This window comes from Brevundimonas sp., from assembly GCF_004210735.1.
In the GTDB taxonomy this organism is placed as follows: Bacteria; Pseudomonadota; Alphaproteobacteria; order Caulobacterales; family Caulobacteraceae; genus Brevundimonas.
In genome coordinates this window covers 16891-29927 of sequence record NZ_SDZL01000006.1, presented here as the reverse complement: position 1 = coordinate 29927, position 13037 = coordinate 16891, and the positions used below count along the sequence as shown (strand labels likewise).

The following is a 13037-nucleotide window of genomic DNA, read 5'->3' as shown; positions in this document are numbered from 1 at the left end:
AGCAAGGGGTCCGCCCGGCGGTTTCCCCGGACGGCGTGGGTGGTCAGGCCTTGCGGTCCCTGATGGGCCCCGCGGGTCTGAAAGAGCCCGGGATCGGCGCTCTCGGATGAACAGATGGGAGGCGGTTTTCGACCGTCAAGGGGTGGCCGTGACGCCGCGCGAAATCGTCGCCGACCGCCGGTTCCGCCTTGTCGGCGCCGCGAAGCGCCGTATGGGTGTGTGCACGGAACACACGGAGCCACGCCCAATGCGCACGACCGTCCTCGCCGCCGCCCTTCTCGCCCTCGCCACGCCGGCCCTTTCCGCGCCGGCTCTGGCCCAGTCGCCGGACGCCGCGACCAGCCTGCCCCACCGCCAGGGCCTGTCGATGGAGATGCCCGCCCTGCATGAGGACGAGGCGCTGAAAACCGCCATCGCCTCGACCGCCCGACCCGAGGCGGACCGCGCCCGCGACGTCTATCGCCACCCGTTCGAGACCCTGACCTTCTGGGGGCTGACGCCCGGCGCGACCATCGTCGAGATCGAACCCGGCGGCGCGGGCTGGTGGCGCAATATCCTGGAGCCTTACGCCGGAGCGACGGGCGGTCGCTATGTGCCCGTCAACCGTCCGCTGGAGGGGATGGGCGTCGAGCCGGGGACGGCGGACATGGTCGTGGTGGCCCGCGCCTTCCACAACTGGTCCCGCTCGGATCGGGTCGAGCCGTATCTGGCCGCCTTCTTCGCGGCGCTGAAGCCGGGCGGCGTGTTGGCCGTCGAACAACACCGCAGCGCCGAGGGCCTGAACGTCACCGAGACCGCGCCCACCGGCTATGTGCCCGAAAGCTATGTCATCCGCGCCGGCCAGGCCGCCGGCTTCGTGCTGGACGCCCGCAGTGAACTGAACGCCAACGCCCGGGACGACCGCGACCATCCGTTCGGTGTGTGGAGCCTGCCGCCGGTTCGCCGGTCGGAGCAGGACGGACGCACCCTGACGGCGGATGAACGCGCGGCGCTGGACGCCATCGGCGAGAGTGATCGCATGACCCTGCGCTTCCGCAAGCCGGAGGCGACCGCCGGAGGGAGCCAGTGAGGGTTTTGACGCCTGCGGGGAACATGGTTAAGCCAGCCTCGCTGGAGTCGTTCGGGCCGCTCGCCGAATGCTTCCCGGGGGCCGTGCATGCGTAGTTCTTCGTCGCTTCTCTCGTTCGCCTCGCGTCGGACTGTGCTGATGGGCGCGACGGCGGCCGCGATCACGGGTCTGGCCGCCTGCGGCCGCGACAAGAAGGCGGACGAGCCGGCCGCCCCGCCCGAACCCGAAGGCCCGCCCAAGGGCTCGCTGGACTGGGCCGTGGCGGGCGCCTGGCGCAGTGCGGCGGACAAGGCGCGTGACCCCTATCGCCACCCGGTCGAAACGCTGCGCTTCCTGGGCCTGCGTCCGGGTATGAAGGTGGCCGAGATCTGGCCGGGCAGCGGCTGGTACGCCGACATCCTGGCCCCCTATCTGAACGAGGGCGGCGGCGCTTATCTGGCCATCGGTTTCGAGAGCGGCCCGAACGCCAATCCCGCCCAGACGGCCCTGAACGAGGCCTTCCGCCGCCGCTTCGCCGAGAACCGCAAGCTGTACGGCGAGATGACGTTCGGCAATTTCGGCGCCACGACCGGGCCGATCGCCCCGCCGGGAACGCTGGATATGGTGCTGTTCATGCGCCAGATTCACGCGTGGATGGCCGCGGGCATCGCCGAAAAAGCCTTTGCCGACGCCTATGCCGCCCTGCGTCCCGGCGGCGTGCTGGGCGTCGAGCAGCACCGCCTGCAACCGGACGAGGATCAGGATCCCGCGGCGGCCAACGGCTATGTCCAGGAAGCCTTCGTCAAACAGTTGGCGGCCGAGGCCGGATTCGTTTTCGTCGCCGCGTCGGAAATCAACGCGAATGAAAGGGATAACCGCGATCATCCGTTCGGAGTCGAAACCCTGCCGCCGACCCGCCTGACGGCGCCGGCGGGTCAGGCGGCCGACCCGACCTTCGACCGCGCCAAATACGACGCGATCGGAGAGAGCGATCGCATGACGTTGAAATTCAGGAAGCCTGAGTGAACCGAGCCGCCGCCTACGCCGCCCAGGCGCCCCTGATGGGGGTTCCCGGGGCCTCTTCCCCGCCGGGCGGGCAGGGCGAGTGGTTCCGTGGAGCCGGCGGCCTGCGGCTGCGCGCGGCCTTCTGGACGCCCTCAGCCCTGGTGGCGACGCGGCCGCGCGGCACGGTGGTGCTGAGCCCCGGCCGGACCGAGCCGATCGAGAAATATTTCGAACTGGTCGGCAATCTGCTGGCGCGCGGCTGGTGCGTGCTGGCCCACGACTGGCGCGGACAGGGCCTGTCGGCCCGCCTGCTGCCCGACCGGCTGAAGGGGCACGCCCGTGCGGTCGAGGAATTCCTGGACGACTACGCCCGGCTGCTGGACGCGTTCGAGACACGCGCGCCCCGGCCCTGGGTCATGATCGGCCACTCCATGGGCGCGACCCTGAACCTGCTGTCGCTGGAAGCCGGCGAGGACCGGTTCTCGGGCGCCCTGCTGTCCAGCCCGATGCTGCGCATCCGCACCGGCAAGCGATCGATGTGGTCGGTCAAGCTGGCGGTCCGCTGGAACCTGCGCCACGGCAAGGCGGGCGACTATGTGCTGGACGACCCGGACGATCCCTTCGACCACACCTTCGACAAGGACGCCCTGACGTCCGACGCCAGCCGCTACGAGATGTGGCGGCAGCAGCTTTACGCCTGTCCGCACCTGGCCATCGGCGGCCCGACGTGGGGCTGGCTGGCCTTCGCGCTGGACGCGGGCGAGCGGGCGCTCAAGCCCAAGGCGCTGAAATCGGTCAGGATCCCCACCACGGTGATCCAGTCCGCCGACGACGACCGGGTCTGGAAACAGACCAGCAAATGGGCGGCCAAACGCCTGCCGCGCGGCCGCTATGTCGAGGTTTCGGGCGCGAAGCACGAGATCATCATGGAGACGGACGAATTGCGCGCCGACTTCCTGCGCGAGTTCGAGGCCTTGGCCGACTATGTCTCGCCGACCGAGGACCTGTCGCCGCTGGCGCCGGTCGAACCGCCCGCGCCGGTCGAGGTCGCGCCTGCGCCCACCCCCGCGCCCACCAACGCCTTTGACGCGGTTTTCGCCACGCCAGACGCGGCGGCGGTGTCGATGGAAGATGATCCCTTCGCCCTGCTGCCGCCGCCCGGAGAGACCAAGGCCTCCTGATCCTTCTCCCCTCGGGGGAGAAGGTGGGCGCTGTAAGGCGCTCGGATGAGGGGGCTGTGTCGGCAGGCAGACGGGTTCAGGGCGAGGGTGAGGCTGACCGCCCCCTCATCCGTCTTGCTCCGCAAGCCACCTTCTCCCCCAAGGGGAGAAGGGCTAGAGCGCCGCCCGCTTCAGGGCCACCAGCGCCTCGGGGCGCAGGCGGGCGTCGCCGACGGCCAGAATCTGGCCGGTGTCGTCCGGCGCCTCGCCGCGCCAGTTGGTGACTTCGCCGCCCGCCGCCTCGATCACCGGGACCAGCGCCGACCAGTCCCACGGCTTCAGGCTGGTTTCGGCCACCAGGTCGATCCGTCCGGCCGCCAGCATGGCGTAGGCATAGGCGTCGCAGCCCAGGCGGGCCAGGCGCGCGGCGGCCCGCACCTGGGTCCAGGCGCCCAGTTCGGCGCCGTTGAAGATGTCGGGATCGGTGGTCGAGATGATCGCCGCCGTCAGATCGGGACAGGCGCGGGTCTTCAGCGGCGTCTCGGCGCCGGCCTTCAGCAAGCGCGCGCCGGACGGGCCGCCCAGAAAGATCTCGTCCAGATACGGCTGCGCGATCACGCCGGTCTGCGGCCGCCCCGCGACGCGCAGGGCGATCAGCGTGGTCCACAGCGGCAGGCCGGCGATGAAGGCGCGGGTGCCGTCGATGGGGTCCAGCACCCAGACATGTTCGGCGTCGGGCCGGTCCTCGCCGTATTCCTCGCCCACCACGCCGTGATCGGGGAAGCGTTCGGCGATGCGTTTGCGGATCGCCGCCTCGGCCGCGCGGTCCGCCTCGGTCACCGGATCGAAGGCGCCGGGCCCGGCCTTGTTCTCTTCCGCATTGACGCCGCGGAAGAAGGGCAGGGTCACGCGCGCGGCTTCATGGGCCAGCTCGACGGCGAAGGCTTCATGCTCGGTCATGCGGGCGGCTTACAGCAAGCGCCGCCCCCAAGTCACCCTTGAGCGGTCAGGCCGCGACCTCGCCGTCCGTGTGCAGCGACTTGGCCAGGTCCAGCAGGCGCCGGCGCGGCCGCTCGCCCAGCTGGTAATAGGCCTGGATCAGGTCGAGGGTTTCCTTGCGGGAAAACATCTCGCCGCCGCTGTTGGCGCTCTCCTTGCGCTCGATCGCTTCGGCCAGACCGTCATAGAAATAGCTGACGGGCGTCTCCAGCGCCTCGGCCAGTTGCCACAGGCGGGCGGCCGAGATGCGGTTGGCGCCGCACTCGTACTTCTGGATCTGCTGGAAGCGGATGCCGACCTGAACGGCCAGCTGTTGCTGGGTCAGACCCAGCAGACGACGACGACGACGCAGGCGACGTCCCAGGTGAAGGTCGATGTCGGTGGCCATGGCCCCATTCCCCAAAAGGCGTCCCGAAGCGGGACGGCTCGCCCGTCACGCGGCAAGCGTCGTGCCGCGCTCGCCTGCCAGACGAAACGTCCAGCCTTGCAGCTACGCAACCGCAGCGCTGGTGGCGCATTGTTGGGAAGAGCTGAGCTTTCTGGAGGAGACAAACCATGGGCATTATCGCCTGGATCATCATCGGTATTCTGGCCGGCTGGATCGCCGAACAGATCATGGGCCGCAACCACGGCCTGATCACCAACCTGATCGTCGGCGTCATCGGCGCCCTGATCGGCGGCTTCCTGGCCAACGCCATGGGCATTACGTGGGGTGGCTGGATCGGATCGACCATCGTCGCCGTCATCGGCGCCGTGATCCTGCTGTTCCTGCTGGGTCTGGTGAAGCGTCGCTGAGGCGGCGCTTCAGCCACCGAAAAAGGGCGGCCCCCACGGGCCGCCCTTTCTTTTTGCCGGTCGGGTGATCAGTCAGCGGCAGGCGCAGCCTTGAACTGGGCCTCGCTCCACCCGGTGACCAGCACGTCGCCCTGGACCTGGGCGCCGGTGGCGGGAACCGTCTTCACCGCCCCGTCGGCCGAGCGGACGGCGAAGCCCTGGATACGTCCGGCCGTGTCGCGCGTGGTTCCCACCAGCGTGCCCAGCATCGCGCCGTCGGCGCCGTGGACCATGGCCCCGGCCGAGACGTCGAGGTCGGCGGACGCCTGCCCCGGCTCGGTCCGGACCGAAGCGTCGCCCGACGTCGTGACCTGGGCGTTCAGGGTCGCATCGACGGCGTCGCGTGTGGTCGCGCCGACGTCGGTGGTGGTGTCGCGCGCGGTCTGGCCGGCGTCGCCGATGGTCTGGCCGACGGCGCCGGTCAGCGGCTGGGTCGCCGGGACGCCGACCTGGGCGGCGGCGCCGACGCCGACATTGCCGCCCAGCACCTGGGCCGATGCGGGCAGGGCCGTCGCGCAGGCCACGGCGGCGATGACGAGGATGGATGATTTCATGTTTTCACTCCCTGATTTCGTTGGCAGTAAGAAAAAGGGCGCCCCGACGGGACGCCCTTTCCTGGACTTCATGGCCCTTACTGAGGCTCGGATTCAGTCTCTGTCTCGGTCGGCTCGGTGACCGGGTCCGCCGGTTCGGCGGGCGGAACGGCTTCGCTCGGGGCCGGCGGGGTCGCTGCTTCGGACGGCTCAGCCGGGGCCGCGGGGACCGAAGGATCCGCCGGCATGGTCGGGGCAGCGGGGGCAGCCGGCGCAGTCGGAGCCGCGGGCGTCGCGGGGGCGGCGGCTTCGCCGGTGATCGCCGGGGCCGCCTGATATTCGGCCGTGGTCCAGCCGACCACGACATCCGCGCCTTCCTGCTTCAGGCCGGCAAGAGGAACAGCGCGCAGCTGGCCATCGGCCCCGCGCACCGTCAGCTCCTGCTGACCCGCATCGTTGCGACGCGCGCCTTCCAGCTTGCCCAGTTCGCCGTCGGTCCCGCGCACGGTCGCGCCGGGTTGCAGTTCGAGGCGTTGCGGGGCGGCGGGGGTCGCCTGGGCTTCGGCCGGGGCGGTTTCGCTCGCCGGAGGCGTGTCCTGGGCGAAGGCGGGGGCGGTCATCAGCAGCGCGCCGGCGACGCCAGCCAGAAGAGTGGTCTTGCGGATCATCGAATTGCCTTAGCTATACGGGTCCCTGCGCCCGCAGTTGTGAAGAACACGCTGCGTAAGGCATTGTTTCACCCGCCCCGAAATGACCCCGTCAGAGCCGCATTTGACCGAAGCCCGCCCCAATCAAAGCAAGGCTGCCATTGATGGCGGACGGCGCGTGGCCCGGCGTCTGGGCGGCCTGGCCTATGAACTGACGCCGCAGGTGTTCGCCGTGGCCACCTTTGTCGCGGGCGCTCTGGTGCTGATCTCGGCCATGACGCCGGCCTTCGTGGGGCGGCTGACGGCGCTGGGCAGGTGGGCGCCGCCGCTGCTGATCGACCTGTCGCATTTCGCCGCCAGCGTGACGGGGTTTGTTCTGCTGGTGCTGGCGGCCGGACTGTGGCGCCGGCGGCGAGGGGCATATTGGGCGGCGCTGGCGGTGCTGATGGGCGGGGCGGTCTTCTCGTTGCTGAAGGGGCTGGACTGGGAAGAGGCGCTGGAGCTGACGGCCGTGGCCGTGCTGCTGGCGCCGTGCCGGGGCGCCTTCATCCGCCGTTCGCGTCTGCTGGAGCCGCTGCGGCCGGGCTGGCTGCTGGTGTTGCTGGCGGCCGTGGTCGCCCTGCTGTGGCTGGGGTTCTTCGCCTATCGCGACGTGGCCTATACCGACGACCTGTGGTGGCGGCTGGTCACGGACCGGCAGGTGTCGGGCTTCCTGCGCGCGGCAGGCGGGCTGGCGGTGCTGACCCTGCTGGCGGCGGGCTGGTCGCTGCTGACGGCGCCGGGGGCCAGAAGTCACGGCCCGGCCGGTCCGGTCGAGTTGGCGCGCGCCCGCGCCGCCTTGGTGTCCGCCGACAGGGCCTCTCCGGGGGCTTGGCTGGGGCTGCTGGGCGACAAGGCGCTGATGTTCAGCCCGTCCGGGCGCAGCTTCATCGCCTATCGCGTGCGAGGCCGACGCTGGATCGCCCTCGGCGAGCCTGTCGGCTTGAAGAGCGAGCGTCGCGAACTGCTCTGGAGCTTCGCCGAAACGGCCGACAGCTACGGCGCCGCCGCCGTCTTCTACAGCGTGGGCGAGGGGCTGCTGGGCGATCTGGCCACCATGGGTCTGGCGGTCCGCAAGGTGGGCGAATCCGCCGTGGTTCCTCTGGGCGCCTTCACCCTGTCCGGCCGTTCCCGCCAGAATTTGCGCACCGCCGTCAGCCGCGCCGAACGCGAAGGCGCGACGTTCGAAGTCATGCCGCCCGGGTCCGCTGCCGCAAACATCGACGCGCTGAAGACGGTCTCCGACCTATGGCTGCGGGCCCATCAAGGGGCGGAGAAGACCTTTTCCATGGGCTGGTTCGATCCGGACCATCTGGATCAGGGTCCGCTGGCGGTCGTGCGAGTCGAGGGGCGGATCGTCGCCTTCGCCAATCTTCTGGTCGCCGGGGATGAACTGGAGGTCGACCTCATGCGGCATCGCCTCGACGCGCCGCCGGGGGTGATGGACTATCTGTTCGTCAGGGTCATGGAATGGGCGCGCGATCAGGGCTTCCGCGTGCTCGGCCTTGGCGCCGCCCCGCTGGCGGGGTTGGAGAACCGGCGAATGGCCCCCATCTTCGCGCGGGTGGGCGCCCTGGTGTTTGACGAAGGCGGCGCGCTGTACGGCTTTTCGGGCCTGCGCGCCTACAAGGCCAAGTTCAGCCCCGACTGGCGCCCGACCTTCATCGCCGCGCCCGCCACCACGCCGCTGGCCCTCGCCCTGCTGGATGTCGCCCTGCTGACCAGCGGCGGTTGGGCAGGGCTGCTGGGACTGAGAAGGTAAGGGCGAAGCCAGGTCAAATGTGAAAGCAGCCAAAAAGAAAGGCGACCCTCGCGGATCGCCTTCTTCATTTCGTCAGGTTGAAACCCTTACTCCGGACGGACGCGCTTCTTGCGGAACGAGGGGTTCAGCGTCTGCTTGCGCAGGCGGATGGACTTGGGCGTGACCTCGACCAGTTCGTCGTCGTCGATATAGGCGATGGCCTGTTCCAGCGACATCTGGCGCGGCGGGGTCAGGCGCACGGCCTCGTCCTTGCCCGAGGCGCGGACGTTGGTCAGTTGCTTGCCCTTGATCGGGTTGACGTCCAGGTCGTCCCAGCGCGCGTTCTCGCCGATGATCATGCCCTGGTAGGTCTTTTCGCCGGCGCCGACGAACATGACGCCGCGATCTTCCAGGTTCCACAGGGCGAAGGCCGCCGTGTCGCCATCCGAGTTCGAGATCAGCACGCCTTTCAGACGGCCCGCAATGGCGCCCTTGTAGCCTTCGTAGTGGCTGAACACGCGGTTCAGCACGCCCGAGCCGCGCGTGTCGGTCAGGAACTCGCCCTGATAGCCGATCAGCGAGCGCGACGGCGCCTTCAGGCTGATGCGGGTCTTGCCGGCGCCCGACGGGCCCATGTCGGTCATTTCGGCCTTACGGGCCGACAGCTTCTCGATGACGATGCCCGAGAACTCGTCGTCGACGTCGATCATGACGTCTTCGATGGGCTCCATCTTCTCGCCGTTCTCGCCTTCCTGGAACACCACGCGCGGACGCGAGATCGAAACCTCGAAGCCTTCGCGGCGCATGTTCTCGATCAGCACGCCCAGTTGCAGTTCGCCCCGACCCGCGACCTCATAGGCGTCGCCGCCTTCGGTCGTGGTCACGCGGATGGCGACGTTGGCCTCGGCTTCCTTGAGCAGGCGGTCACGGATTACGCGCGACTGGACCTTGTCGCCTTCACGTCCGGCCAGCGGGCTGTCGTTGACCGAAACGGTCATCGAGATGGTCGGCGGATCGATCGGCTGGGCGTCCAGCGGCTCGGTGACTTCCATGGCGCAAAGGGTGTCGGCCACGGTCGCCTTGGACATGCCGGCGATGGCGACGATGTCGCCCGCTTCCGAACCCTCGTCCAGGGCCTGACGCTTCAGGCCGCGGAAGGCCAGGACCTTGGTGATGCGGCCGCGTTCGATTTCCTTGCCGTCGCGGTCAAGGGCGTGGATGGCCATGCCGGGGATGGCCTTGCCGCTCTCGATCCGGCCGGTCAGCAGGCGGCCCAGGAACGGATCGCTTTCGATGAGCACGTCCAGCATGCGGAACGGCTTGTCCTTGTTGGCCTGGACGGCGGGCGGCGGCACGTGGCGCACGATCAGGTCGAACAGCGGCGCCAGGTTGTCGTTGGGCTGGTTCAGGTCCAGCGTCGCCCAGCCGTTGCGGCCCGAGGCGTAGATGTGCGGGAAGTCCAGCTGCTCGTCGGTCGCGCCGATGGCGGCGAACAGGTCGAAGGTCTCGTTGTGGACGCGGTCCGGGTCGGCGTGGGCGCGGTCCACCTTGTTGATGCACAGGATGGGGCGCAGGCCCATCTTCAGCGCCTTTGTCAGCACGAATTTGGTCTGGGGCATGACGCCCTCTTCGGCGTCGACCAGGATGACGCAGCCGTCCACCATGCCCAGGATCCGCTCGACCTCGCCGCCGAAGTCGGCGTGGCCGGGGGTGTCGATGATGTTGATCCGGGTCTCGCCGGCTTCACCGTTCCAGAGCACCGAGGTGCATTTGGCCAGGATGGTGATGCCCCGTTCCTTCTCCTGGTCGTTGGAGTCCATGGCGCGCTCGGTCGTCGCCTCATTGGCTCGGAAGACGCCGGACTGGGCCAGGAGTTGGTCGACCAGGGTGGTTTTCCCGTGGTCAACGTGGGCGATGATGGCGACGTTACGGAGGTTCATTTCGGGCTCGGGCGGACTGTGTTCGGCCACGGAAGTCCGGGCCGCTGCAAAGATGCGGAAAGGCGGGAGAAGCGGCGCCTCTTACAGGCAGATGCGCCGAAAGGCCATAGCCGGTCCGCGCGCGCGGCCGAAAGCGCCGCCCTTGTGGCGGTGGAACCTCGACAGGGACGGGCAGCGCTGGTGGACCAGAGGTCAGGCGGCAGCCGCCCTTGCTGCGCGTAGTCGCCTCCACTGGCTCCAGAGATAAAGGAACAGGAACAGAGCGATAAAAACCTCGATCCCCTCCCTCAACGGCCGGAAGTGCAGTCCCCAGCTGGACACGTCCATCGTCGCCGCAATGCCCCGCTCGACGATGCGAAGGCCGACATAAACCGCCGTGGTGGGCCACAGGGCCGCCGACGGCCAGATCGCCATCAACCACATCGGCAGGTGCAGCCCCGAGCCCGTAAAGGCGATGAACAGGGGCGCCAGACCGCCGGCCAGCATCATGGTGACGATGACCAGCGTCTTGGGTGCGTCCTCGATCCAGTCGATGGGCAGATTGTGCAGATTGGTTTCCCCCTGCTCGTTCAGGGCGGCGAAGCTTTCGGGTGTGGCCCAGCCGAACCAGTGCTGGCCCCAACTGGTCTCTTCGCCCGCCAGGAACACCAGCATCAGGAAGAACAGCCCGTACCACAGGCGCAGCAGGGCCGGTTGCCCACTCGCGCCCACCAATCGTAAGGCCATAACCGCTCCGGTCAGGGCCAGGATGACGACGAGGTTTTCAACCACCCCGCCCTCGCTGTGCATCACCAGCCGAAACAGCTCGGGGAAGGGCTGCAAGACCAGGCCGAGGGTCAGCAGAACGCCCAGGCAAACGACCGGCGCCACCCATAACACCCGCAGGCTGAAGTCCGAGCCGGGAGCCAGCGAGGTCGCCTCGTCCAGCCGGCGTTGCAGTGCGCCAATCCCCATTTTTCGACCCCCCAGTCGATCCCCCGACCGCCCGTCGCGCATCGCGGTCCGGGCCAACGGACAGGATATCGATCCCGAGGGCTGTAGTCGATCAGACCTTTGCCGATTTACTCCGTACCCAGCGGTAAAGGGCAATGGTCGCGACGGTGAAGACAGCCAACCCGGCCAGCATGTCGGGCCAGCCGCTGTCGGCCGGGATCAGGGCGAAGGGCGCCTCGTTCTCGGTCGCGCCGATGACGCCCGCGTTGAACACCCCGAACAGGCTTTCGCCCACGATCAGGCCCGAGGCCATCAGCACGCCCATGCGGCGGCCGACGTCGGCGAACGACGTCTTGGCCATGCCCTTTTCGTAGATCCAGCCCGCCACGGCGCCGATGACCAGCATGGTGGTCACGGCGGCCGGCAGGTAGAAGCCGATGCCCACGGCCAGCGGCGGCAGCTTCATCCGGCCATTGGTCGCGCGGTTCAACGCCATGTCCAGCAGGATGACGCCGACGCCGATCAGGGCGCCGATGCCGATCAGATCCCACCTCAGATCGCCACCGATGACGCCGCGCGCCAGAGCCGAGATCAGGGTGGCCTGGGGCGCAGCCAATGGCTCGGCCGCGATGCCCGCCGGGCCGCCCTCGAAACCGAAGGCGCGGTTCAGGGCGTTCAGCACGAACGGGATCACCAGAGCGCCGGCGCCGACGCCGACGATCAGGGCCGCCTGCTGACGCCACGGCGTCGCGCCGACCAACTGACCGGTCTTCAGGTCCTGCAGGTTGTCATTGGCGATGACCGCGACGGCGAAGACCACGGCGGTGACGATCAGGGCATAGGCGATAAAGGCCGGATCCGCCGGCACGCCCGTCAGCGCCATGACCCCCAGCATCAGCAGCGAGGCGATGACGATGGCCAGGATGCCCACCCCCGACACCGGGCTGTTGGACGACCCGATCAGCCCGGCCATGTAGCCGCAGATGGCGGCCACGGCGAAACCGATCAGGATCACATAGACCAGACCGCCCAGCACCAGGACGGCGGTCGATCCGGCCAGGGCCGGCGCGCCCTGGGCGAAGATGGTCAGGACGCCGGCGATGCCCACCAGGGCCGCCGCCGACAGCAGGCCGATCAGGCCCAACGGAATATCCTGCTCGGTGCGGTCCAGCACTTCGCCGCTGTTGCGTTTGGCCTGGGCCACCAGGGCCGAGGTCAGGCCGCCCACCAGCGGACCGGCCAGCTTGATCAGGGTCCAGATCGCGGCCACCCCGATGACGCCCGCGCCCATGAAGCGGACCTCGTTACGCCACACGCCGACGGCCAGTTCCTCGGGCGAGGCGGCGGCCAGACCGGCGGCGACGGACTCCACGCCCATCCCCTGCAGCCAGGTGACATAGTCGGGCGAAGTCATGATCGGCACGATGATCAGCCAGGCGATCAGCAGGCCGAACAGCTGGGCCAGACCCACCGCCAGACCGATCAGGTGACCGGCGCCCAGCAGGGCGAACTGCATGCCGAAGCCCAGACCTGTGGCCCCGCCGCCCAGCGCGACCGGCAGCTTGAAGAAGCGCGCGGTTTCGGCGGCGAAGATGCGTCCGGCCGACAGCCAGGCGAACCCGGCCGAGGCGACCGCGCTCCAGACCACGACCCACAGGCCGGACTTGTTTTCACGAACGGCGCTCTCGCTCTGGTCGTCGCCGCGCGAGCCGACCTTCAGCACCTCGGCGGCGGCGACCCCCTCGGGATAGGGCAGGCCGCCGTTGACCACCAGGGCCCGACGCAGCGGGATCGAGAAGGTGACCCCCAGCACGCCGCCCAGCACACAGATGGCCACCGACTCCCAGATCGGGAACTCCATCCACCAGCCGATCATCACCAGACCGGGCAGGACGAAGATGATCGAGCTCATGGCCCCGCCGACCGAGGCGACGGTCTGGACCGTCATATTCTCCCAGATGGTCGAGGTCCTGAACGCCCGCAGCAGGGCCATGGAAATGACCGCCGCCGGAATGGCCGAGGCGAAGGTCAGGCCGACCTTGAGGCCCAGATAGGTGTTGGCGGCGGTGAAGACCACGGCCAGCAGCGCGCCCAGCACAAGGGCGCGCAGGGTCAGCTCAAGCCGCTTTGCGGGCGTGGCGGTGGTGTTGTCGGTCAT

At 69.0% G+C, this 13037-nt stretch carries 12 protein-coding genes; 5 read left to right on the top strand and 7 right to left on the bottom strand.

Annotated elements, in window-relative coordinates; genetic code table 11:
* Positions 1–247 precede the first annotated feature (247 nt).
* The 3 genes from EON91_RS02175 (at position 248) to EON91_RS02165 (ending at position 3234) form a co-directional block, all read left to right on the top strand.
* Complete coding sequence (locus EON91_RS02175) at positions 248–1069, top strand: methyltransferase (RefSeq protein WP_292091293.1); 822 nt, start codon at positions 248–250, stop codon at positions 1067–1069.
* Positions 1070–1156: 87 nt separating this feature from the next.
* The gene (locus EON91_RS02170; RefSeq protein ID WP_292091292.1) at positions 1157–2074 is read left to right on the top strand and encodes a methyltransferase; all 918 of its coding nucleotides are present in this window, start codon (positions 1157–1159) and stop codon (positions 2072–2074) included.
* Positions 2071–3234: an alpha/beta fold hydrolase gene (locus EON91_RS02165; protein WP_292091291.1), complete on the top strand. Its 1164-nt coding sequence runs from the start codon at positions 2071–2073 to the stop codon at positions 3232–3234. Before EON91_RS02170 ends, EON91_RS02165 begins: the two co-directional genes overlap by 4 nt.
* A gap of 153 nt (positions 3235–3387) precedes the next feature.
* On the opposite strand, the gene hisN is transcribed toward EON91_RS02165, so the two are convergent.
* Both hisN and EON91_RS02155 read right to left on the bottom strand, forming a co-directional pair.
* Positions 3388–4173 carry a histidinol-phosphatase gene (gene hisN / locus EON91_RS02160; protein ID WP_292091290.1) on the bottom strand — a complete coding sequence of 262 codons (786 nt, stop codon included), beginning with the start codon at positions 4171–4173 and terminating at the stop codon, positions 3388–3390.
* A 46-nt stretch (positions 4174–4219) separates the two neighbouring features.
* Complete coding sequence (locus EON91_RS02155; protein ID WP_292091288.1) at positions 4220–4600, bottom strand: helix-turn-helix transcriptional regulator; 381 nt, start codon at positions 4598–4600, stop codon at positions 4220–4222.
* 167 nt (positions 4601–4767) lie between these two features.
* Between EON91_RS02155 and EON91_RS02150 the strand changes: the two genes are divergently transcribed.
* Complete coding sequence (locus EON91_RS02150; RefSeq protein ID WP_292091287.1) at positions 4768–5007, top strand: GlsB/YeaQ/YmgE family stress response membrane protein; 240 nt, start codon at positions 4768–4770, stop codon at positions 5005–5007.
* Between the two features lie 68 nt (positions 5008–5075).
* Here the strand turns inward: EON91_RS02150 and EON91_RS02145 are convergent, their stop codons facing one another.
* Both EON91_RS02145 and EON91_RS02140 read right to left on the bottom strand, forming a co-directional pair.
* A complete protein-coding gene (locus EON91_RS02145) occupies positions 5076–5600 on the bottom strand; it encodes a hypothetical protein (RefSeq protein ID WP_292091285.1) in 525 nt (174 codons plus the stop codon).
* Positions 5601–5677: 77 nt separating this feature from the next.
* Positions 5678–6247, bottom strand: coding sequence for a hypothetical protein (locus EON91_RS02140; protein WP_292091284.1), 570 nt, complete (start codon positions 6245–6247; stop codon positions 5678–5680).
* A gap of 157 nt (positions 6248–6404) precedes the next feature.
* Here EON91_RS02140 and EON91_RS02135 point away from each other — a divergent pair, with 157 nt between their 5' ends.
* Positions 6405–8027: a GNAT family N-acetyltransferase gene (locus EON91_RS02135; protein WP_292091283.1), complete on the top strand. Its 1623-nt coding sequence runs from the start codon at positions 6405–6407 to the stop codon at positions 8025–8027.
* 86 nt (positions 8028–8113) lie between these two features.
* Here EON91_RS02135 and typA read toward each other — a convergent pair whose 3' ends face one another.
* The 3 genes from typA to EON91_RS02120 all read right to left on the bottom strand — a co-directional run bounded on the left by typA (position 8114) and on the right by EON91_RS02120 (position 13037).
* Positions 8114–9946, bottom strand: a complete 1833-nt coding sequence (typA, locus tag EON91_RS02130; RefSeq protein WP_292091282.1) for a translational GTPase TypA — start codon at positions 9944–9946, stop codon at positions 8114–8116.
* Between the two features lie 192 nt (positions 9947–10138).
* Complete coding sequence (locus tag EON91_RS02125) at positions 10139–10900, bottom strand: hypothetical protein (protein WP_292091281.1); 762 nt, start codon at positions 10898–10900, stop codon at positions 10139–10141.
* Between the two features lie 91 nt (positions 10901–10991).
* Positions 10992–13037, bottom strand: a complete 2046-nt coding sequence (locus EON91_RS02120) for an oligopeptide transporter, OPT family (protein ID WP_292091280.1) — start codon at positions 13035–13037, stop codon at positions 10992–10994.